General features: G+C 38.5%; 18 protein-coding genes and 1 pseudogene. 4 read left to right on the top strand and 15 right to left on the bottom strand.

Annotated features, from left to right (window positions below):
• Positions 1 to 55: 55 nt before the first annotated feature.
• The 6 genes from DYI81_RS05730 to DYI81_RS05705 form a co-directional block, all read right to left on the bottom strand.
• A complete protein-coding gene (locus tag DYI81_RS05730; RefSeq protein WP_117006957.1) occupies positions 56 to 694 on the bottom strand; it encodes a hypothetical protein in 639 nt (212 codons plus the stop codon).
• 335 nt (positions 695 to 1,029) lie between these two features.
• Complete coding sequence (locus tag DYI81_RS05725) at positions 1,030 to 1,725, bottom strand: methionine ABC transporter permease (protein WP_106985464.1); 696 nt, start codon at positions 1,723 to 1,725, stop codon at positions 1,030 to 1,032.
• Positions 1,722 to 2,747 carry a methionine ABC transporter ATP-binding protein gene (locus DYI81_RS05720; RefSeq protein WP_106985470.1) on the bottom strand — a complete coding sequence of 342 codons (1,026 nt, stop codon included), beginning with the start codon at positions 2,745 to 2,747 and terminating at the stop codon, positions 1,722 to 1,724. Before DYI81_RS05720 ends, DYI81_RS05725 begins: the two co-directional genes overlap by 4 nt.
• A 72-nt stretch (positions 2,748 to 2,819) precedes the next feature.
• Positions 2,820 to 3,692, bottom strand: a complete 873-nt coding sequence (locus DYI81_RS05715) for a MetQ/NlpA family ABC transporter substrate-binding protein (RefSeq protein ID WP_117006956.1) — start codon at positions 3,690 to 3,692, stop codon at positions 2,820 to 2,822.
• 630 nt (positions 3,693 to 4,322) lie between these two features.
• On the bottom strand, positions 4,323 to 5,318 hold the full coding sequence (locus DYI81_RS05710) for a linear amide C-N hydrolase (protein ID WP_117006955.1): 996 nt from the start codon (positions 5,316 to 5,318) through the stop codon (positions 4,323 to 4,325).
• A gap of 223 nt (positions 5,319 to 5,541) precedes the next feature.
• On the bottom strand, positions 5,542 to 6,099 hold the full coding sequence (locus DYI81_RS05705) for a GNAT family N-acetyltransferase (RefSeq protein WP_117006954.1): 558 nt from the start codon (positions 6,097 to 6,099) through the stop codon (positions 5,542 to 5,544).
• 263 nt (positions 6,100 to 6,362) lie between these two features.
• On the opposite strand from DYI81_RS05705, the gene DYI81_RS05700 reads away from it, so the two are divergent.
• The gene (locus DYI81_RS05700) at positions 6,363 to 7,589 is read left to right on the top strand and encodes a hypothetical protein (protein WP_117006953.1); all 1,227 of its coding nucleotides are present in this window, start codon (positions 6,363 to 6,365) and stop codon (positions 7,587 to 7,589) included.
• A gap of 56 nt (positions 7,590 to 7,645) precedes the next feature.
• Here DYI81_RS05700 and purD read toward each other — a convergent pair whose 3' ends face one another.
• From purD to DYI81_RS05660, 9 genes are all read right to left on the bottom strand, one after another.
• The gene (gene purD, locus DYI81_RS05695) at positions 7,646 to 8,929 is read right to left on the bottom strand and encodes a phosphoribosylamine--glycine ligase (protein WP_117006952.1); all 1,284 of its coding nucleotides are present in this window, start codon (positions 8,927 to 8,929) and stop codon (positions 7,646 to 7,648) included.
• Positions 8,930 to 9,001: 72 nt separating this feature from the next.
• The gene (locus DYI81_RS17915; RefSeq protein WP_165382482.1) at positions 9,002 to 9,163 is read right to left on the bottom strand and encodes a hypothetical protein; all 162 of its coding nucleotides are present in this window, start codon (positions 9,161 to 9,163) and stop codon (positions 9,002 to 9,004) included.
• 119 nt (positions 9,164 to 9,282) lie between these two features.
• Positions 9,283 to 10,857: a bifunctional phosphoribosylaminoimidazolecarboxamide formyltransferase/IMP cyclohydrolase gene (gene purH, locus DYI81_RS05690; protein WP_117006951.1), complete on the bottom strand. Its 1,575-nt coding sequence runs from the start codon at positions 10,855 to 10,857 to the stop codon at positions 9,283 to 9,285.
• Between the two features lie 94 nt (positions 10,858 to 10,951).
• Complete coding sequence (gene fis / locus DYI81_RS05685) at positions 10,952 to 11,221, bottom strand: DNA-binding transcriptional regulator Fis (RefSeq protein ID WP_001086304.1); 270 nt, start codon at positions 11,219 to 11,221, stop codon at positions 10,952 to 10,954.
• 390 nt (positions 11,222 to 11,611) lie between these two features.
• Complete coding sequence (locus DYI81_RS05680; protein WP_117006950.1) at positions 11,612 to 12,502, bottom strand: DUF3426 domain-containing protein; 891 nt, start codon at positions 12,500 to 12,502, stop codon at positions 11,612 to 11,614.
• A gap of 21 nt (positions 12,503 to 12,523) precedes the next feature.
• Entirely contained in the window at positions 12,524 to 13,426 is a 903-nt protein-coding gene (gene prmA, locus DYI81_RS05675) for a 50S ribosomal protein L11 methyltransferase (protein ID WP_106986705.1), read from the bottom strand.
• 150 nt (positions 13,427 to 13,576) lie between these two features.
• The gene (locus DYI81_RS05670; protein ID WP_106986706.1) at positions 13,577 to 14,464 is read right to left on the bottom strand and encodes a bile acid:sodium symporter family protein; all 888 of its coding nucleotides are present in this window, start codon (positions 14,462 to 14,464) and stop codon (positions 13,577 to 13,579) included.
• A gap of 202 nt (positions 14,465 to 14,666) precedes the next feature.
• Positions 14,667 to 15,548: a bile acid:sodium symporter family protein gene (locus DYI81_RS05665; RefSeq protein WP_117006949.1), complete on the bottom strand. Its 882-nt coding sequence runs from the start codon at positions 15,546 to 15,548 to the stop codon at positions 14,667 to 14,669.
• Between the two features lie 143 nt (positions 15,549 to 15,691).
• A complete protein-coding gene (locus DYI81_RS05660; protein ID WP_117006948.1) occupies positions 15,692 to 16,039 on the bottom strand; it encodes a hypothetical protein in 348 nt (115 codons plus the stop codon).
• 257 nt (positions 16,040 to 16,296) lie between these two features.
• Here DYI81_RS05660 and mnmG point away from each other — a divergent pair, with 257 nt between their 5' ends.
• From mnmG to DYI81_RS05645, 3 genes and pseudogenes are all read left to right on the top strand, one after another.
• Positions 16,297 to 18,177 (top strand): tRNA uridine-5-carboxymethylaminomethyl(34) synthesis enzyme MnmG, encoded by a 1,881-nt coding sequence (mnmG, locus tag DYI81_RS05655; protein WP_117006947.1) that lies wholly within the window; start codon positions 16,297 to 16,299, stop codon positions 18,175 to 18,177.
• A gap of 88 nt (positions 18,178 to 18,265) precedes the next feature.
• Complete coding sequence (locus DYI81_RS05650) at positions 18,266 to 20,074, top strand: tetratricopeptide repeat protein (RefSeq protein ID WP_117006946.1); 1,809 nt, start codon at positions 18,266 to 18,268, stop codon at positions 20,072 to 20,074.
• 266 nt (positions 20,075 to 20,340) lie between these two features.
• Positions 20,341 to 20,520, top strand: a pseudogene (locus DYI81_RS05645) (3-(3-hydroxy-phenyl)propionate transporter MhpT); the annotation flags it as partial.
• Positions 20,521 to 20,649: the final 129 nt, after the last annotated feature.

Raw genomic sequence — 20,649 nt, 5'->3', positions numbered from 1 at the left:
TCTACAGTTTTATCGGTTCACTGTTTACGCAATAAACGCAGATCGAAGTTGGTGTTCAGCAAGCAATTCCTTGATTAATTGAAAATGCGCTTAATTTTCCATTTTTAAAATTGAAAGCTAAGTTGCTTATATAGGGTAAATCATAGTTTTGCGGTTCTTTTAAAACCCTTTTAGCCTTTTGGGGTGGGAGTAAAATGACATAAGCGATTTCATTTGAATTGGCTAATTTTGCGCTCTTGGGAAAATCTTTTTGAAATTGCTGAAAGGTATATCGGGGCGTAATAGAAATTTGACCCATTTGAATTTTATCGTAGATTTGAGAGCTATTACTCCATTCCATCCAAACCTTTCCTTTGGTTTGACCTAATTGGGTAAAACTGTTTTTATTTTTATAAAATGATTCATTTTTAATTTGAGGATTATCCTCAGCATAAATTTCAAACCTTAAAAACTTAGCTTGGGTTGATGCGTGGAATTCAGTATTACCCGTACAATCAGAATATTCATACTTGAGTCTGACGGGATTTTTGCCGATTAGAACATTTGCTTTTGCTGCAGTTACAGGTGATGCTAAATCTTCGCCATTGACTTGAATGCTGGTGACATAATTATAGTCAGCGATTGAGGCAGAAATTGTTGTGCAAATGCTTGAACCAATAATGAGTGCTGGAAAGAGTTGATAGGTGAGTCGCATAACTGTCCTTTTTTTAATTTTGTTGGGTAGGTGTTTCAAAGCATAAGTCTATTTATCTTAGGTCTATTGATTCATTCATTGAAGGAATTTTGGACTTTGGGCATAAACATGAAAATGGCAGAAAATGATATATTTTTGCTCAGGTCTTGAAATATATTTGCTTTTGAAGTTTTCGTGGAATTTGGATTTATTATTTTATAATTCATGTATTTATAGTGATTTAGGTGAGGGGTGAGTGATATTTTTTCTAATTTTACATAAATTCTGAAAGAATAAAATAATATCGACAAAATTAAACCCTCCGAAGAGGGTTTTAAAATGCAAGGGCTGACGGCTTAACGCATTTTAGATAGCCAGTCACCCAAACTTTGCACAATCTGCACCAAGATTAATAGGACGATAACGGTCAAAATCACCACGCTGGTATCGAAGCGTTGATAACCATAAGAAATGGCCAAATCACCAATACCGCCAGCACCTACAGCACCTGCCATAGCAGTTGCACCAATTAAGCTAATGGTGGCTGTTGTAAGATTTAAAATGAGCGAACTACGTGATTCAGGCAGTACAAATTTAAAAATAATTTGTAATGGTGTCGCACCCATCGCTTGAGCAGATTCGATAATCCCTTCATTTACTTCAAGTAAAGAAGTCTCAATTAAACGACCAATATAAGGGCCAACATAAATCGTCAACGGAACAATGGCTGCCCACGTACCGATCGAAGTGCCCACAATCACTTTGGTTAATGGAATGACCGCAATTAACAAGATAATAAAGGGCAAAGAACGTAGCGCATTTACAATCGGGTTAAGGCCATGATAGACCACGCGGTTAGGTAAAATACCTGTAGGGCGAGTCACAAATAAAATAATGGCTTGAATAAAGCCCCAAATACAGCCAAACAACATGGCAAAAAACACCATGTGGAAGGTTTCTTGCAGTGCTGTTACAAACTGGTCAATTGAAAGTGAACTTTTCCAAAAAGGAGCCGTTACTTCAGTGAGCCATTGAACAATCATATCTCTCATGCTTGGACTCCTGATTGTTCAACTTGTACACCACTATTTTCAAGGAACTGTAGGGCTTGCTGAATTTGACTTGCATCGCCAAGTAATTGAATAAACATTTGTCCAATTACAGAACCATTAATTTCAGTCATGTTGGCAAATAGAATATTTAGGCTGACATCAAAGGTTTTAATCACGGCTTGAATAACAGTTTCTTGAGCAGAACTGCCTAAAAATTTTAAGCAATAAATACTATTATGATTTTTATTTTCAAGATTATTCAAAATGTTAATTGGCAGTTGTTGCTGCAAGACCGTTTGAATAAAGGTGCGGGTAGTCGGGTGCTGTGGTTGGCTGAAAATGTCCAATGTAGAGCCCATTTCAATGACTTTACCTTGTTCCATCACCGCGACATAGTCACACACACTTTCAATTACATCCATTTCATGGGTCACCATGACAATGGTAATGCCTTGTTCTTGGTTAATCTTTTTTAATAAAGCCAAAACAGACTGAGTGGTTTGCGGATCCAGTGCAGAGGTTGCTTCATCACATAATAAAATTTTAGGATGATTAGCAAGTGCACGGGCAATCCCGACACGTTGTTTTTGACCGCCAGAAAGTTCATCTGGGTAGGCATTTTTCTTGTGTGTAAGATCAATAAATTCGAGTAATTCTTCTAAGCGTTTTTGACGTTCAGCTTTAGAAACACCCAATAATTTGAGGGGGAGTTCAATATTTTCTGCAACGGTTTTGGTTTGCAGTAAATTGAAATGCTGGAAGATCATACCAATGTTGGTACGTTCTTGGCGTAATTCAGAAGCACTTAAGGCAGTAAAATCTTTATTGTTAATAAAGATTTGCCCTTGGCTTGGGCGTTCCAAAAGGTTGATTAGGCGAATAAGCGTACTTTTGCCTGCACCGCTGTAGCCAATCAGACCAAAAATACAGCCAGCCGGAATCTCAAGATTGATTTGATCCAGCGCCTTAACAGTTTGACCTTTAAGCTCAAAGTGCTTAGAAATGTCTTTAAATTGAATCATATCGTCAAAAGCTTTAAATAAAAGAAAAACAGGCAAAGTAAATTTGCCTGTTTAGATGTGCAAAGTATATTACTATTTTGCGTCTGTAAGATAGCTTACAGGTTTATTTACATCAACTTTTGTACCGCCAAAGTGATCTTGTACATATTTGCCTACAGCAGCAACATGGTAAAGCTCACCAACTTTTTTCAATACTGGGTCATTTTGACGATCAGCTGCAACCGCTAAAACGTTAACGTTCATTTTTGTGCTTTGGTCAATTGGCTCATAATAAATCGCATCTTTTAATACGTTTAAGCCACCTTCCATTGCCAATGTATTACCCAATACAATCGCATCTACTTCGTCTTTAACACGTACAGCAGTTGCCATTTGAATTGGTTTAATTACAATTTTCTTCGCATTTTCAGCAACATCTGCTGTTGTGCCTTTAACGTTGTCAAAGTTAGCTTTTAGTTTAACTAGGCCAGCAGATTGTAAAAGTAATAATGCGCGAGATTCGTTTGCACCATCATTTGGAATGGCAATGGTTGCACCTGTTTTAAACTCATCCAATTTTTTTACTTTGCTTGAGTAAATACCCATTGGCTCTAAGTAAGTTGTAGAGAGTGGAGCAATTTTTTCTTTGTTGCTGTCATTGAATGCAACCATATATGCGTATGATTGGAATGCATTGACATCCATTTCATGGTTCGCAACTGCTGTGTTCATAGACACATAATCGGTAAAGTTTTTAACTTCAAGCTTAATGCCTGCAGCTTTAGTTTCTGGCAATGTTGCAATATAGCGCCATACATCTGCGTCTGAGCCTGTAGATGCCATAGTTACTGTTTGAAGTTCAGCAGAATCTTTTTTTTGTGCGGTATCTGTAGCAGGGGCTTCTTGTTTACCACAACCTGTTAGAACAACAGATGCACCGAGCACTAAACCAAGTAACTTTTTCATGTTTTCACCCAAGTAAATTAAATTTTGGCGTTCAACTTACATATCATAAATGTAGAGAGATTAAATTAAGCGTGAAATCAGTCAAACTGACTTATAACCGCAAATTGTATATGGCTCAAATATTGTTGCAATTAGATTTCAGTCTAAATAAAAGAGAGAGTTTTATATACAAAGTAATTGTAAATAAAAGAATTTAATTAGGCTGAGCCCTAAATTGCTGAAATATAATAGCAATAATTTAATATGCAATATAGTGATGAAAAAATCTATATTTAGCACTAATAGTGCATAAAAGGTTTGAAATTTAATTAAAATAATATGAAAAACAATATATTGTCTTTATTGAATTTGATAAGTGGATGAAATATGAGCTTATTTAGTGCTTTATAAGATTTTTGGCATTGTTATGCAGAAAAATGCATATCATCACGATATGTTTATTTTGAGTCTTTTATTTTCTTTACTTATTTGTTTAAGCCATTCGCAGAGTTTGTATGAGAAGGCCTTAATTTTATGTATCACAGAGTTTCAATCGAAGGTCGTGCAACTCGGTGTGAGTTGAGTTGCACTTAAAACGCTACTTATTTTATTTAATCATTTGTATGCATAACATGAAGAAATTAAACCAATTTAATCATGCTCACTGACGGGTAGAAAATTAAAAGCAGGTGCAATCTTGAAAGCATCATTTGATTTACCTGCATAGATTTGGGATTGATCTTGTCCTAATTGCAATACTTTGCATTGACCATTACTGAAATCAATCTCTTTTAAATCGACCCAAAATACATTTGGCGATACTGCCGACTCAAAGAAATATAGCATTCTTTTGTGATCGGCCACGGTTCGCCAGCGCGTTGAAGAAATATTTGGTTCTTCCGCTGTATTTAGCCCAAAAGGCACAGAGGCATTGCGGATGACACTGAATACACTGGCCAATGCATGGTTTGGCTCGGCTTTTTTAGGAATAGCGTTGATATAAAAAGACGCACGTGCAAAACGGTCAGCTGCACGGTTAGTACCTGGAAGCATGACTGTGCCACCAATTTGTTTCCAATACTGATTGAGTGCCAGTTGTTGGTCAAAAGTAGGGGAATTGGTCATCACTTGATATTCACGGTTATGGTGAATTACCTGTTTACCTTGAATATATTCAATAATTGCACTGTCGCCACTGGCATCGGAAATGGATAAGTGTAGTGAGGCCAAGCGGTTTTGCCCTGGAACTTGGTCTGAGATGACGGCAAAAGGCTCTGTTTGTATAAACTGAATAGCTTCGGACACAGTGGCAAAATTATCTAAGACATATTGCGCCCATAGTGAAATGCTCAGCGTGGGTTTTATATTTTTAATGCGTTTCGGGTATTCGGATTCGACCAGCCAGAGCAGGTTGGCACATAAGCCTTTTTCGTTCATTCCATCTGTGGTGGCAATGTCATAGCCAGTGGCAACCACTGAGCCGTATTTTGCTGTCCATTCAATCGAATTTTCGCCAGCCGATCCATTTCTTTTAATGTTATTGGCTAAGATCCATAAATTGGTGCCTACATCGACTTTCCAATCCATAGAACGAGCTGTCATGTTTTGTTGTTCGTCACCTAAATATACGACACGTGTACACGCCATAGTGATCTCTATTGTAAGTAAGCATCTATTTCATAATAGTGCTTTTTTTATGATTTTTGCATTATTTTGCTTGATTTATAATCGTTATTTTTTGAGCAGATTGGCTGGATCTATTTGGCTGTATCCACATTATAAATTTCGCAAAACGAGTGTTTTATATATTGATACAGCACTGCAAAAGATGATTGTCTTGATTGATTTGTTAAAGCGAGAAGAGTGACTTCTAGCAAAATGGAATGTGTAAATAGTCACTGCGCTGTATTACATACAGGACATGCTTATTTAAAGGATGCTCTAGTGGTACAAGTGGATGATTAAATTCACGGACTTTTTGCATACCAATGCGTTGCATTACTCGTTCTGATGGTGTGTTTAAACTTGCTGTAAAGGAAATAACTTTATCTAATCTTAGGTTTCTAAAAGCATGTTTGAGTACGGCTTTTGCACCTTCGGTGGCATAACCTTGATGCCAATATTGTGGCAGTAGTCGCCAACCTATTTCAGGTGCATCAGCTATTTCAAACTCGGGTGGGTGTATGTGTAAGCCGATAAAACCAATAAATTCGCCTGTGGCTTTCAACTCAACGGCATATAAACCCCAACCGCGTGTTTCGATTGCATCGCGTAGGCGTTGCATAAATGCTGTAGCTTCTGAAACGTCGAGTTTTTTTAAGAAATAACGCATAACCTGATCGTCTGCACACATTTGGATGAATGGGGCGGTGTCGGAGTCTTGCCATTTGCGGAGGATTAGGCGAGGGGTTTGGATTAAATTTGTCATAATTAGAGTTAAATTTTAGTTATAGAAAAATTTAGCATGTTTTATTTTAGGGGATATCAAATTTTTTGATTCCTTAGAAATATGATTGCAAAGAAATATGAGATTGGATAATATTGGATTAAGGTCGCCTACCGTACTTACGCATGAGTAGAAAAGGGATTCAAAAATTTAATGCCTTAGTTTTAAGTCATACCAAAATTTAATTTTCTTAAGTATCAACTCGTTTGGTTCTTAGCATTTAAACATGCGTTGCTAAAAGTCTTATGACACCAAAGATTCTTTGTATAAAGAGTTTAGAGTTGGCAGTAGAGAAAATTATGTCTATTCAAAAATTTGTATTTCAATTATCTAACAAAGTTCAGAATCTACATTCTGTAAAAATTAGTCGCTCACATATTTATGAACTAATTGCTTTGAATATAGGTTATAAAACTTATAACTCTTTTGTTGCTCAGAATCTTTTAATTGATGCTGTATACGATGATTCCGAAAAATGCTATCAGCATGAATTAATTGATGCTTTAACTTTAGAAATATTGCTAAACCCACCTGAAAGTAATTACTCAGACTATGATGAAGATGAATTGCATTGGGATGATTATGAAGGTAGCCATTTTCTAGAGTATATTAAGAACATTATTAGTAAACTGCAAAGTTTATTGAAATTGCAGCTTTCAGAAGAAACTTACGTAGCAATTGCTAAAACTGTTTATAGGGAGTTGCAGTGGTTGAATGTAGAAGTAATAAATTTTAAGGATATTAGATATTCTTTAAGTCATATCGATTTTAATAATGGTTTAGTTCAATCCCTTGAAGTACTCTCTGAGGTAGATGATGGCTATTTCGATTCAGATGAATTGGATTTTGAAATTATAGGTAAACATTTAGATAAAATAATTTCTTACGCAAAAGATCGTAATAATCCTGATGCTTATGCTCTGTTAGGTGGTTATTATCGTTATTTAGCAAATCAAATTGGCCCTTATGGTAGAAGTGGTTCAAATTTTGGTAGCTATTGGGATAATGATAAACAAAAATATATTAGTTCTGATCAAACTAAAAAAAATAAAGAAAAGTATGAGGAATATATAAAACAAGCTGAACAGTTTGAATCTTATATCAAAGACAGTCCATTAAGTCTTAATGAAATCAACTTTGATGCAGATTCTGAGACAGTTTATAACCAAGTTCTCTATTTGTGTAATCAAGGTAATTTAGAAGCTATTGAGTATTTTCTTTACCAAAAAATATTTAAAAATAGTGGGGAAGCATGGCTCTATATTTACTTGGCTCAAATGTGTGGAACTGATTTTACCCAAGATGATTTGAGAGCTTATAATGCATATACAGGAGAAGAATACGATGATTATGGGCCATTGGAAATAGCAGGTCGAGAAGCAATTCAGTATGCTATAGACTTAGATGAGTTATCGGATGAGCAAGATCATTTAGCACGAAAAATTGCTACAGAATTATTTGAAAAAATTTAGCTGAGATATAAAAAAACCCCGCACTTAGCGGGGTTTTTATTTAATCAAATAAATGATTAAGCATTTTCACGCGCAATTGCACGGTAACCAATATCTTTACGGTATTGAACGCCATCAAACGTTACTTTTTGGCAAAGCTCAAGCGCTTTTGCTTGTGCTTCACCAATTGTATTACCCAGCGCAGTCACGCAAAGTACACGACCGCCAGCAGTTACAATGTCACCATTCTCAAGTGCTTTCGTACCTGCGTGGAATACTTTCGCATCCGCCATTTCGGTGTCTAAACCAGAAATCACATCACCATTGCTAGATGTTTCTGGGTAGCCACGTGACGCAAGTACGATACCTACAGTTTTGCGCTCATCCCATTCAGCTTCCGCTGGAAGGTTACCTGCAATACCAGCTTCAACCAAATCAACTAAAGATGATTTTAAACGCATCATAATTGGCTGAGTTTCAGGGTCACCAAAACGACAGTTGAACTCGATCACTTTTGGTTGACCTTGTTCATCAATCATCAAGCCTGCGTATAAGAAACCTGTATAAACGTGACCGTCTTTTTTCATACCTTCAACGGTAGGACGCATCACTTCATTCATGGTTTTTTCGAATACGTCAGCCGTCACAACAGGCGCAGGAGAGTAAGCACCCATGCCGCCCGTGTTTGGACCTTGGTCGCCTTCAAAGATACGTTTGTGATCTTGTGAAGTTGCCATAGGCAAGATGTTGTCGCCATCGATCATACAAATGAAAGATGCTTCTTCACCAGCAAGGAATTCTTCGATCACAACGCGAGAGCCAGCATCGCCAAATTTGTTGCCTGCAAGCATGTCATCAATCGCATCAAAAGCTTCTTGATTGGTCATGGCAACGATCACGCCTTTACCCGCAGCAAGACCGTCAGCCTTGATCACGATTGGCGCACCATTTTTTTCTACAAATGCTTTCGCTGCATCTACTTCTGTGAATACGTCATAGAAAGCAGTTGGAATGTTGTGGCGTTTTAAGAAGTGCTTTGCAAATGCTTTAGAGCCTTCAAGCTGCGCAGCAAATTGAGTAGGACCCCAAATTTTTACACCCGCCGCGCGACAAGCATCCACCACACCATTTACAAGCGGTGCTTCAGGGCCAACCACGATTAAATCAACGGCATTGTTTTTTGCAAAGTCGATAATCGCTGCGTTGTCTAAAATGTTAAGCGCAACATTTTCGCATTTATTTTCAGTTGCAGAACCCGCATTACCCGGTGCTACAAATACTTTTGCGACTTTGTCATCTTGTGCGATTTTCCATGCAAGCGCATGTTCACGACCGCCATTACCCAAAACTAAAATATTCATCGGTTCATACTCCATGAATCGAAAATGACATAAAGTCCTCAACCTAAAAATAGGAGAGGACTTTATGCAAGATTAGAAATCTTTTAGCCCTAAATTGATTAAGGCTTTTTTGAAACGTCTTTGCTTGAGCAGCACTTCGGAATCTTTCCAGTATACATTCAGATAAGGGAACAGACCTTCGGTTGGACCTACTTTTGTTAAGGCAAAACCATTGTCATCCACAAAACTCGTCATATTTGATCTATGACCTAATTTTTCGCAGAAACAGGATGTATTGAAATAAATCCTGCCTCAAACAATTGCGGATGACGGGTACGCGTATCAACTTAGATCTTGTTCCACAAAATCATGTATTAGTGGCGGAAGTGACGCATGCCAGTGAAGACCATTGCAATACCAGCTTCATCAGCAGCAGCAATCGTTTCTTCATCACGCATAGAACCGCCCGGTTGGATAATGCATTTGATACCTGCTTTGGCAGCGTTATCAATACCGTCACGGAATGGGAAGAATGCGTCAGATGCCATTACAGCGCCTTCAACTACTAAACCAGCATGTTCAGCTTTGATCGCAGCAATACGAGCAGAGTTAACGCGGCTCATTTGACCTGCGCCCACACCAATCGTTTGACGGCCTTTCGCATAAACGATTGCGTTAGATTTAACGTATTTCGCAACTTTCCAAGCAAAGATCAAGTCATCAATTTCTGCTTCAGTTGGCGCACGTTTAGTCACAACTTTAAGGTCATCTTTCGTGATCATGCCTAAGTCTTGGTCTTGAACCAGTAAGCCGCCATTCACACGTTTGTAGTCAAGCTGTGCTTTACGTTCAGTAATTGCTGGAAGTTCGCCACATACAAGTACGCGTACGTTTTTCTTCGCGCCAGTTACTTCAAGCACGCCTTCAGCAACGCTAGGAGCAATGATCACTTCAACGAATTGACGGTCAACAATGGCTTGAGCAGTTGCAACGTCTAATTCACGGTTGAATGCAATGATACCGCCGAATGCAGATTCAGGGTCAGTTGCGTATGCAAGGTCATAAGCAGCTTGAATGCCGTCAAGTGATACTGCAACGCCACATGGGTTTGCGTGCTTAACGATTACACAAGCAGGTTTAGCGAATGATTTAACACATTCAAGTGCAGCGTCAGTGTCTGCAATGTTGTTATAAGATAATTCTTTACCTTGTAACTGTTTTGCAGTTGAAACAGATGCTTCAGTTGCTGTGTCTTCTACATAGAACGCAGCAGATTGATGCGGGTTTTCACCGTAACGTAGATCTTGAGCTTTGTTTAATTGCGTGTTGAATGTACGTGCAAATTTGTCAGCAGTACCTTCTTCTTTACCTACGCGAGCGCCTAAGTAAGATGCGATCATACCGTCGTATTGAGCAGTATGTTCGAATGCTTTAACTGCTAAGTCAAAACGTGTTGCGTAAGATAAAGCACCCTCAGCTTTAAGCTCAGCAATCACAGTTGCATAGTCAGCAGCATTTACCACGATACCTACAGAAGCATGGTTTTTAGCAGCAGCACGAACCATTGTTGGACCGCCAATGTCGATATTTTCAATCGCATCTGCAAGTGAACAGTTTGGTTTAGCCACAGTCGCAGCGAAAGGATAAAGGTTAACAACAACTAAATCGATTGCATCGATGTTGTGTTCAGCCATCACAGCTTCGTCTAGACCGCGACGAGCTAAAATACCGCCATGAATTTTCGGATGCAATGTTTTAACACGGCCGTCCATCATCTCTGGGAAACCAGTGTGCTCTGAAACTTCAACTACAGCCACATTATTGTCTTTCAACAATTTGTATGTGCCACCAGTAGATAAAATTTCTACCCCTAGAGCAACTAGGTTTTGTGCAAATTCAACAATTCCGGTTTTATCGGAAACAGAGATTAAAGCGCGTTTAATAGTCATGATCTTCGTCACAGTTATCAAGGAACAAATTAAATCAAAAAAGGCAAATGCAAGATAAAAAAAATGCCTGCGGAAGCCGCAAGCATTTTATCACTTATTCGCTCATTAAACCGTGAGCTTTTAACTTTTTACGTAAAGTGCCACGGTTCAAACCGAGAATCTCGGCAGCGCGTGTTTGATTACCACGCGTATACTCTAGAACTACAGATAAAAGAGGTTTCTCCATTTCTGCTAGCACCATGTCGTACACTTGAGAAGGTTGCTCACCTTGCAATTGTGCGAAGTAATGGCGAACTGCGCGATCTACGTGAATACGAAGAGCGACATCAGATTGTGCAGTAAAAATAGGAGATTTGCTATTCATGCGAATTAATCCGAAAAATCAAAATATCACTTGGGTAAAGTGATAGTTATAAAGTGGTCTAAAATTTAAATGAACTCCGTTTTAGATCCTAAAACGGTTGGTTCTAAAACTGTACATTTAGCATGCCACAATCTGTCAACTTGGTCGAAAAATAAGCGTAACAATAGTTAAATATATGTTACGGACCATTTTAAAAACAAAAAAATCTGCTCTATACGCGATATATATATAAGGCGCATTTCGCTGATGTTCTATTTGTATTAAAAAGACTGAAGAGATTGCAGCACAAAGCTTTCGTGGCGCGTATCATACCATTGTCTAAGAAAAAGTGAGCAAGAAAACTGCATTTTTTTTTAATTTTTTTGCAATTTTTAATAGTTTTTTTCAATTTTACGGGCGAATGATTTCTAAAGTATAGCTGTCGAAGCTTTTACGTGCATGCGAGAGCTTAAAATTGAAGTTATATGGTGTGTTGCTTGGTATGCGCTGAATACCTGTAAGGCTGTCTGTGAGATAGTCTTTAGGTTGAATGTTGTAAACTGCAAATTCTTGTCCGTTGTGTTTTAGTTCTACACGAATGATTGGCAGTAATAGGCTACGAGTGTGATGATTGACAATTTCACCTCTAAATAAGACTTGGTCTTCACCATCAGCTTTTACACGTACTTTCTTTAAGTTAACTAAATTGTAGTGCTCTTCAAGCTTTGAGCAGGTAAATACTTCACAGATACCATTAAAAGCACTGCTCATGATAGGGCTGTTTTTTAAATACTGTGGGTTAAACCAAAAGAACTGAAAGAGCAGTACGCTAAAGAGTAGGACGTTAACTGTTGTCCAACCTATATAACTAAGTACGGAACGTTTTTTTTCTACTTCCGTATTTTCAGACCAGTTTAAAGCAGGGAAGTTGCCAATTGGGTCTGTACTAAAATAGTTAAGGTTATTGAGGTAAGTGCGGAGGTCAATATTTGAGTTTTCGACTTTTTGATCAAATATTGCTAATAGGCTATTGCTATAAATGTTGGTTGCAATTTCAGCTTGATCTGCCTCTAAGTTGATTTGTGCAACATCTATAGGTTCAGCCGAAATAGGGGCAGGTTTTTTTTCAACAGCGTTAAACATCTGGACGTTGTCACTTTGGACATCGACCAGATGTGATAATGCATTAAATGTATGGGAACATTTTGCACAGCAAACCATACCCTGCGAGATCGTCAACTGAGCGACAGATATGCGGTAAGTGGTCGAACAAGATGGACAAAAGGTCTGTTTGTTGCTCATAAATGCTTTTACATAAAATGATTAATACGAGTGACGTTTTCCAGAGATTCTGCACCAGTATTCGTCACGTTTTTCGACCTTTAATATATCAAAGAATTTACTGTAAATGTTAGAAACATCAGCAACTTGCTCTTCAATTACACCTGCAAGTGCGAACTCTCCCTCAGATTTAATTAAAGTTGAGAATTCTTCTGCAAGCATCATTAATGGGCCTGCAAGAATGTTTGCAACAAATACGTCAGCTTTTTCATTTTTAAGCTCAGAATTGAACTCTTCTGGTAGGCCGACATACAGACGATCAAGCACACCATTTAGTTCTGCATTTTGTTTTGTTGCTAAAACAGCTTGTGGATCGATGTCAGTTGCATAAACTTTTTTTGCACCCAGCAATAATGCAGCTACGCCTAAAATACCTGAACCACAACCGTAATCGATGACAATTTTATCTTTTACGTCAGTTTGGCCTAACCATTGTAAGCATAAGAATGTGGAAGCATGGTTACCTGTACCAAATGCTAGGCCCGGGTCGAGCTTAATATTTACAGCATCGGCTTCAGGTGGTGTCATCCATTCAGGCACGATCCAGTATTTCTCACCAATTTGAATTGGCTCGTAAGCATCCATCCATGTGCGTTCCCAAGCTTGATCTTCAATAAACTCATGGCGTAATGGTGCTTCTGGCATTTGAGCAGTAATAAATGTTAATAAAGCATCAACATCAATTTCTTCGCCTTCTTCTTCGGCGTAGATACCTGTCACAATGACTTTGTTCCAAAGCGGTGTTTCACCCGGAAGCGGTTCTAATAAATCCTGATTTTCAGCATCATCTAAAGTTACGCTGACAGCACCTAGTGAACTTAGTAGGGTTTCTGTGAAATCTACTTGTGCTTGATCAACAGTAATATGAATTTGTAGCCACTTCACAGTTAAGAACCTAATCGTATTATTTAAAGAGCTATTGTAGCGGAACTTCATGAACTCCGACTATAGCTTGACGGGCTAACATAAAAATAAAAGGATACTAAAAACGTATCCTTTTATGAGTTTGGGCTTGAGTGAGTAAATGAAACTAAGTTAGTTGGGTTGAGTTTCAACTTCTGTTGGGGTAAAAGCTGCAAATTTATTGAGCAACAGACCAAAGAGTGCGGCAAAGATATACATAAAGATAGAATAAACCGCTGCAGGCATTGCAATCGCTGTATTCATTAGTACAGTCAGTGCAATAGTCATAGCTAAAGTGCTATTGTGAATACCAATTTCAAAGGCACAGGCGCGGGCTTGTGCACTATTAATACCAAATAGGCGCGGTACAAAATAGCCAATACATAAGCTACAAATACAAAATAGCGCAGTTGCAATACCAACTTGAGAAATATATTCACCAATATTCTGCCGTTCTGCCACTATTGCACCAATAATGATTAAAACTAGAAAAATCACGGCAAATATGCGTAAAGGTTTGTTGAGCTTTTCGCTTAGGCGTGGTGAGTAATGGCGAATGAGCATACCAATGGCAACGGGTACAATAATAATGCTAAAAACTTGTAAGATTTTAGAGAACTGTAAGGTGATTTGTTGACCATCTTGCAGAAAGTGGGAAATCGCAAAATTGACAATTAAAGGTAAAGTAAACGCGGCAATCACTGAGTTAATGGCAGTGAGGCTGATATTGAGCGCTAAGTCACCTTTAAATAAATAGCTAAATAAGTTGGCTGTACTCCCGCCTGGTGAGGCAGCTAAAAGCATGAGTCCGACAGCAAGTAATGGGGGTAATGCCAGTAGTTTACATAGTAAAAATGCAATACTCGTAAGTACGATGAGCTGGCAACACAATGCAACAAGAACAGCTTTAGGGTGTTTTCCGACGCGAGCAAAATCTTTTAAAGTGAGCTCTAGGCCAAGTCCAACCATAATAATGGCAAGTGCTAAAGGGAGTAATATCGTAATAATTTGTGAGTTCATCCTTGCCTCGTTTGTTAATTTTTTCGAACTTAGTAAGCAGTGTTAAGTGAGCAAGCTCCTTGGTTGTGGATTGAAAGTTGTATTTAATTTCTTGTTGTTGCGAGATTTGATCTCAAATTTTTTATGGATTGCCTCAATCTGGTTGAGGCATGATTTGTTACTTCTTAAATGGTGTGTCGTTTGTGCAAGATTGAATACTGTATTAAGGCTTAACTTGGTTGCTGAGTAAATTGCTCTTTTTGCGCGTTAAGATATAGCCAAATCCAAAAGCGAATAAATACATATATATGGAATATACACCAGCAGGGATGGCAATGGTGGTACTAGATAGTACGGAAATTGCAATCGTGATTGAAATGGCGGTGTTGTGAATACCAATTTCAAAAGTACATGCACGGGCTTGTCGTTCTGTTAAGCCTGCTAAATGTGGAACCAGATAGCCAATAAACATACTGCTAAAGCAAAAAATTCCGACTGCAATACCAACATCGACAAAATATAAAATCACATTTGAGCGTTCACGGAACAGTGCATAAATAAAAATTGCGGTGAGAAATAAGATACACAGCATCCGCATGGGGCGATTACATTTTAAAGCAAGGTGTGGAAAATAATGGCGAATAAGCAAGCCAATACACACTGGGATAAAGATGATCAGAAAAATATAGGCGAATTTATCGGCCTGTATGCCAATCGTTGTATCGGACTGCATAAAGTAATGCAGTGATAGATTGACAATAAAAGGCAGAGTAAAGGTGGTAATGACTGAGTTGATTGCTGTTAAGGTTAGATTTAAAGCCACATCACCTTTAAATAGAAAACTCAGTAAATTAGCAGTCGGGCCACCCGGTGAAGCAGCTAAAAGCATAAGCCCAACAGCCAGCAATGGCTCAAGATCTAAGACCACACAAATGAAGAAAGCAATGCTGGTTAAAATGACCAGTTGGCAAAAAAGAGCCAAAAAAATAGCTTTAGGATAACGCCCTACACGTAGAAAATCTTTAACCGTTAACTCTAGGCCTAGCCCCATCATCATAAAAGCCAAGATGACGGGTAGGAAAAAAACAAATACACCCGAATCCATGGAATATCCTTATTTTTATGTTCCTTCTGGATTGAGTTTAAACAAGTTTTCTAAATAAGCAACAAAGAAAAAGGGCGAAAATTAAGCATTTTGCCCCTTAGTTTGGATGGAGTGTGAACTATATTACATTCATATATTAAAAATTATCGGGGACTGGGTGGTGCAAAGCCTAAAGCACATTTACCTTTCACTTCTTTACCATCTACTGTAATTGATTTGGCGTTTGCATCACTATGACATACCGAATTTAGCTCAGCTTCTGTGCCTAGTAGTTTAGTTTTGCTGCTAGAGAAAAACTGAGGCTGGCAGGTCCCATTCCAAATAATGCCGCGATAAGCAAAACTAACTTGATCGCCCTGGGTTTTGCCTTTACACACTTGTTGATACTTTTGTGCATCATAAGTGCTTTGAACTTTGTCATTTGCAGAGGCTGTAAATGAAGTTAAACATAAACCATAAAGCATGGCTGAAAGAAAAATATTCTTATACATGGCCGTTGTCCTTAAGTTTTTGTTGGAACACACTCTAGATTAATAAATAGTCAAAATAAAACAACCGCTATTGCGTTATGAAGAGGATATAAATGTTTTAAATTGCTGAATTTTGCAAATTACGTACAAGCTTAAATGGATTTAATGTGTTTTTGTGTAGTGAAAATAAGATAAAAAACGACTGAATCAGTCAACTTATAAGTGAAATTTTGCTATAATCTTGGGTCATCCATTTTTTGAAATCTCTCCATACCACTATGCATTATCCTAAAGTTTACGATGTCATTGTTATCGGTGGCGGTCACGCAGGTACCGAAGCAGCTCTCGCTGCGGCTCGCATGGGTCGACAGACTTTGCTTTTAACTCATAACATTGAGACTTTAGGGCAGATGAGCTGTAACCCAGCCATTGGTGGTATTGGTAAATCGCATTTGGTGCGTGAAATTGATGCCTTGGGCGGTGCGATGGCATTGGCTGCCGATAAAGGTGGTATTCAATTCCGTATTTTAAACTCACGTAAAGGTGCTGCGGTACGTGCAACACGTGCACAAGCGGACCGTGTACGCTTTAAAGCGGCAATTCGTGAAACATTAGAAAACCAAGCGAACTTAGATATTTTCCAGCAAGCTGCTGATGACCTAATTGTAGAAGGTGATACTGTTAAAGGTGTGATCACACAAATGGGTGTTCGCTTTGATGCAAAAACTGTCGTATTAACTACGGGTACATTCTTGGGCGGTGTGATTCACATCGGTCTAAACAATGCATCGGGTGGTCGTGCGGGCGATCCTCCTTCAATTTCGTTGGCTGCGCGCTTGCGTGAATTGAACTTACCTGTAGGTCGTTTAAAAACAGGTACACCACCACGTATTGATGCACGTTCTGTCGATTTTTCTGTAATGACAGCGCAGCCGGGTGACTTCCCATCTCCGACGATGTCATTTATGGGTGATGCGTCTATGCACCCAGAACAAATTAACTGCTATATCACACATACCAATGAACGCACACACGACATTATTCGTGGCGGTTTAGATCGTTCACCGATGTATACGGGTGTAATTGAAGGTGTAGGTCCACGTTACTGTCCATCAATTGAAGATAAAATTCATAAATTTGCTGATAAAGACTCGCACCAAGTATTCCTAGAGCCTGAAGGTCTGGATACTCATGAGCTATATCCAAACGGTATTTCAACATCACTTCCTTTTGATGTGCAGTTTGAATTAGTTCGCTCTATCCGCGGTATGGAGAATGCACATATTCTTCGTCCAGGTTATGCAATTGAATACGATTATTTCAACCCGCAAGCATTGAAATTCTCTCTTGAAACCAAAGCGATTAATAACCTGTACTTTGCGGGTCAAATTAACGGTACAACAGGTTATGAAGAAGCGGGTGCACAAGGTTTACTTGCAGGTTTAAACGCTGCGCGCCGTGCATGGGATCAAGAACAATGGACACCAAAACGTGATGAAGCGTACATGGGTGTATTGGTTGATGACTTAATTACATTAGGTACCAAAGAACCGTACCGTATGTTTACCTCACGTGCGGAATACCGCTTAATGCTTCGTGAAGACAATGCGGATCAGCGTTTAACTGCAATTGGCCGTGAAATGGGTCTGGTAGATGATGCGCGTTGGGATTCGTTCTGCCAAAAAATGGAAGCGGTAGAAACCGAAAAAGGTCGCTTACAGCATCTTTGGGCTGCGCCAAACAACTCATTGGGTAAAAAATTCGTTGAAATGACAGGTGATGATCTGTCTAAAGAAACCAATGCAATTGATTTATTAAAACGTCCAAATATTAACTTTGCTCAAATTGCAGAGCTTACAGGTTCAGAAGTGTCTGCATTTGTGGGTGAGCAAATTGAAATTGCTGTGAAATATGCGGGTTATATTAACCGTCAGCAAGAAGACGTTGCGCAAATGAAGCGTTTGGAAGATACTAAAATTCCTGCTGATTTTGATTATGACGCAGTTTCAGGTCTTTCTCGTGAAATTACCATGAAACTTAAAGCGGTACTGCCTGAAACACTGGCACAAGCAAGTCGTATTCCGGGTGTAACACCAGCGGCGGTTCAATTGGTGATGATTACGATTCGTAAAAATGCCAATGCTAAAAAATCTGCTTAAGATTTAAAGTTTTATTGAAAAATCCCGCTTGAAGCGGGATTTTTTTTGTCTATGCTGAGGGGGAAATATAATAAATATTGAGAAGAAAATGGCTTTGCGTTATACAACTGGGGATGAAATTTGTGCGAATGATGTCGTTATTTGGTTGAATCAAAGTGGTGAATTTTATCAGTTTGACCAGCCTATAATGAAGGTTTGGAATGTTGCTAAAACTAACGATGGAGAAATTGTAGGGGTAAATTTAATGCCACTTTCTGTGGAATCCCCTATGTTAATGCTAAGAGCATTGACGCGACCAAATGAACCAGAAACAACATCTGAACTTGTAAAAATTAGTGATGTACCAGGTTTGTACTCTATTACTCGCTGGTTTATTCCTTTGCATAATGTAGCTAAATGTTTGGGATTTATAGCCCGTATTGAAACGTTTATGGAGCGTGATTATGGGCATGATGACTTAATCGATGAATGTATTCAAAGCAAAGCTACAAAATACTCGGGAATTTATCATTATTATTTGGCCGATCAGGCATATCAGCAACGCGACTTTCAGCAATATATTGATTTATTGCGTAAATCTTCTCAATCGGGTTGTACGCCAGCAATGTGTCAGTTGGCACAGCAATTGTTTATTGGCGGTATTCTGCAGAAGAGTTTAGAGGGTAGCTTTAAGTGGTATCGAGAAGCGGCAGTCAAAAAAGACAGTATTGCTTTATACCAGTTAGCGAGCTGTTATGCGCGCGGGCATGGAATTGAGCAGGATTTGGCGGAAAGTCTACAATTGCTGGAACAGTCTTCTAATGAAGGGTGTTGGGCAGCCACTTTGGGGCTTGCTGGGTATTATCGGTTTGGTGCTTTAAAATGTTTTTTAGTACATCCGTCCTATCCAAATTATGGTGTGATCCAAGAATATGTAATTCATCCCGCAAAAGCTTTGTATCTTTATCACCGAATTGCGAGCCAAGCCCCTGAAACTGAAATTGGGCCATTAGCAAATGCTTATTATCACTTGGCTTGGATGTATCAAGATGGAATAGGTATCGCGCAAGATTACGAAAAAGCAGTTTACTGGTATCTAAAATCGGCAGATTTAGGCAATCCAGTGGCTACAAATAATTTAGCTGATAAATATGAACATGGTTTAGGTGTACCTCAAGATTTGGATATGGCTATTGCACTGTATCAAGAAGTTGCTGGTCAAATTATTGCTGCAGATTTGAGTTTGGGGCGAATGTATGTTGAAGGTCGAGGCTTAGAACAAGATTTTGAAAAAGCAAAAGCACATTTAACAGTTGTGATTGATTCACGTATTGATGGTATTGCTGAAATGCAGGCAGAGGCGATGACTTTATTGGCTTCTTTTGATCATGACAATCCATTGCAAAAAACAAGGGAGGTTTTGAAAAACCCGAACCATTATTCAATTGAGCAGATTAATAAACAGGCAAATAAAATTAGCCAATATTTGAAAAATGACGAAATGCCCGAAGTGAAAACTTTATATTTTCAACTGTATCAATTACTAGCCAGTAAAGGTGAACGAAGTTCGCAGTATCTGATTGGGTATTGGTATTTAAATGGTTTTTATACAGAGCGCAATTATGAAGAGGCCGCCTATTGGATTCAAAAGGCTGCTGATCAAAAAGATGAATATGCAGAAGCTAAAATTGGTTATATGTATGAGAAGGGATTGTATTTTAATAAAGATTTAAATCTCGCAAAAAAATGGTATGAGCGTGCATTTCGGAGACCGTTGAAAGATATTTGGCTTGCCTACACCACGGGAGCTATTGAGTTGAGGGACTTATATGAAAACGAGCAGGTGGCTTTGGAAGGTTTAATTCGTATTGAGACGCAAAGGCCTAAAGTAAGTAAATGGAAGTTTTGGCTCAAATGATCGGAAAGTCTGTGAACGATTGTTTTTAATTATGATTATATAGTTATAAGCTTTGTTTTAGTTAAAGTATTGTTTTTTAATTATAAATTTAATTATTTAGACATAAAGTGTATTGATATACAACCTTTTGTCTATAAGTTTCATTAAGTTTGGCTTATAAATCAAGCTTTAATCCGACTATTGTAGTGGTATTTATTGTGACTCAATCGGCAGAGAATGCACACACAGTCAGCTGTGGCTGTGTGTACTACGGATGGAGTTAGATCATGGCACAAGTACAAACGGGTAAAATGCAGAAAATTTTAACGGTATTTTTGTGTTTCTGGGTGGCGTTTTTTGAAGGTTTTGACCTGCAGGCACCTGGGATCGCGGCGAAAGGAATTGCAGCGACATTTTCATTAGATCAGGTACAAATGGGCTATGTGTTTAGCTTAGGGGTATTTGGTATTGTTAGAACCCATTTAAAGTGTCTATATTCTCACCAATAAAAATGTCTAGTTTATGATGGTTTTTATCACCATGGACTGGATATAAATATAGATGCTGATCACTATGTCTGACAAAGAAATTCAACG

This window comes from Acinetobacter sp. SWAC5 (genome assembly GCF_003419885.1).
Lineage (GTDB): Bacteria > Pseudomonadota > Gammaproteobacteria > Pseudomonadales > Moraxellaceae > Acinetobacter > Acinetobacter cumulans.
This window is presented reverse-complemented; position numbering and strand designations above follow the sequence as displayed.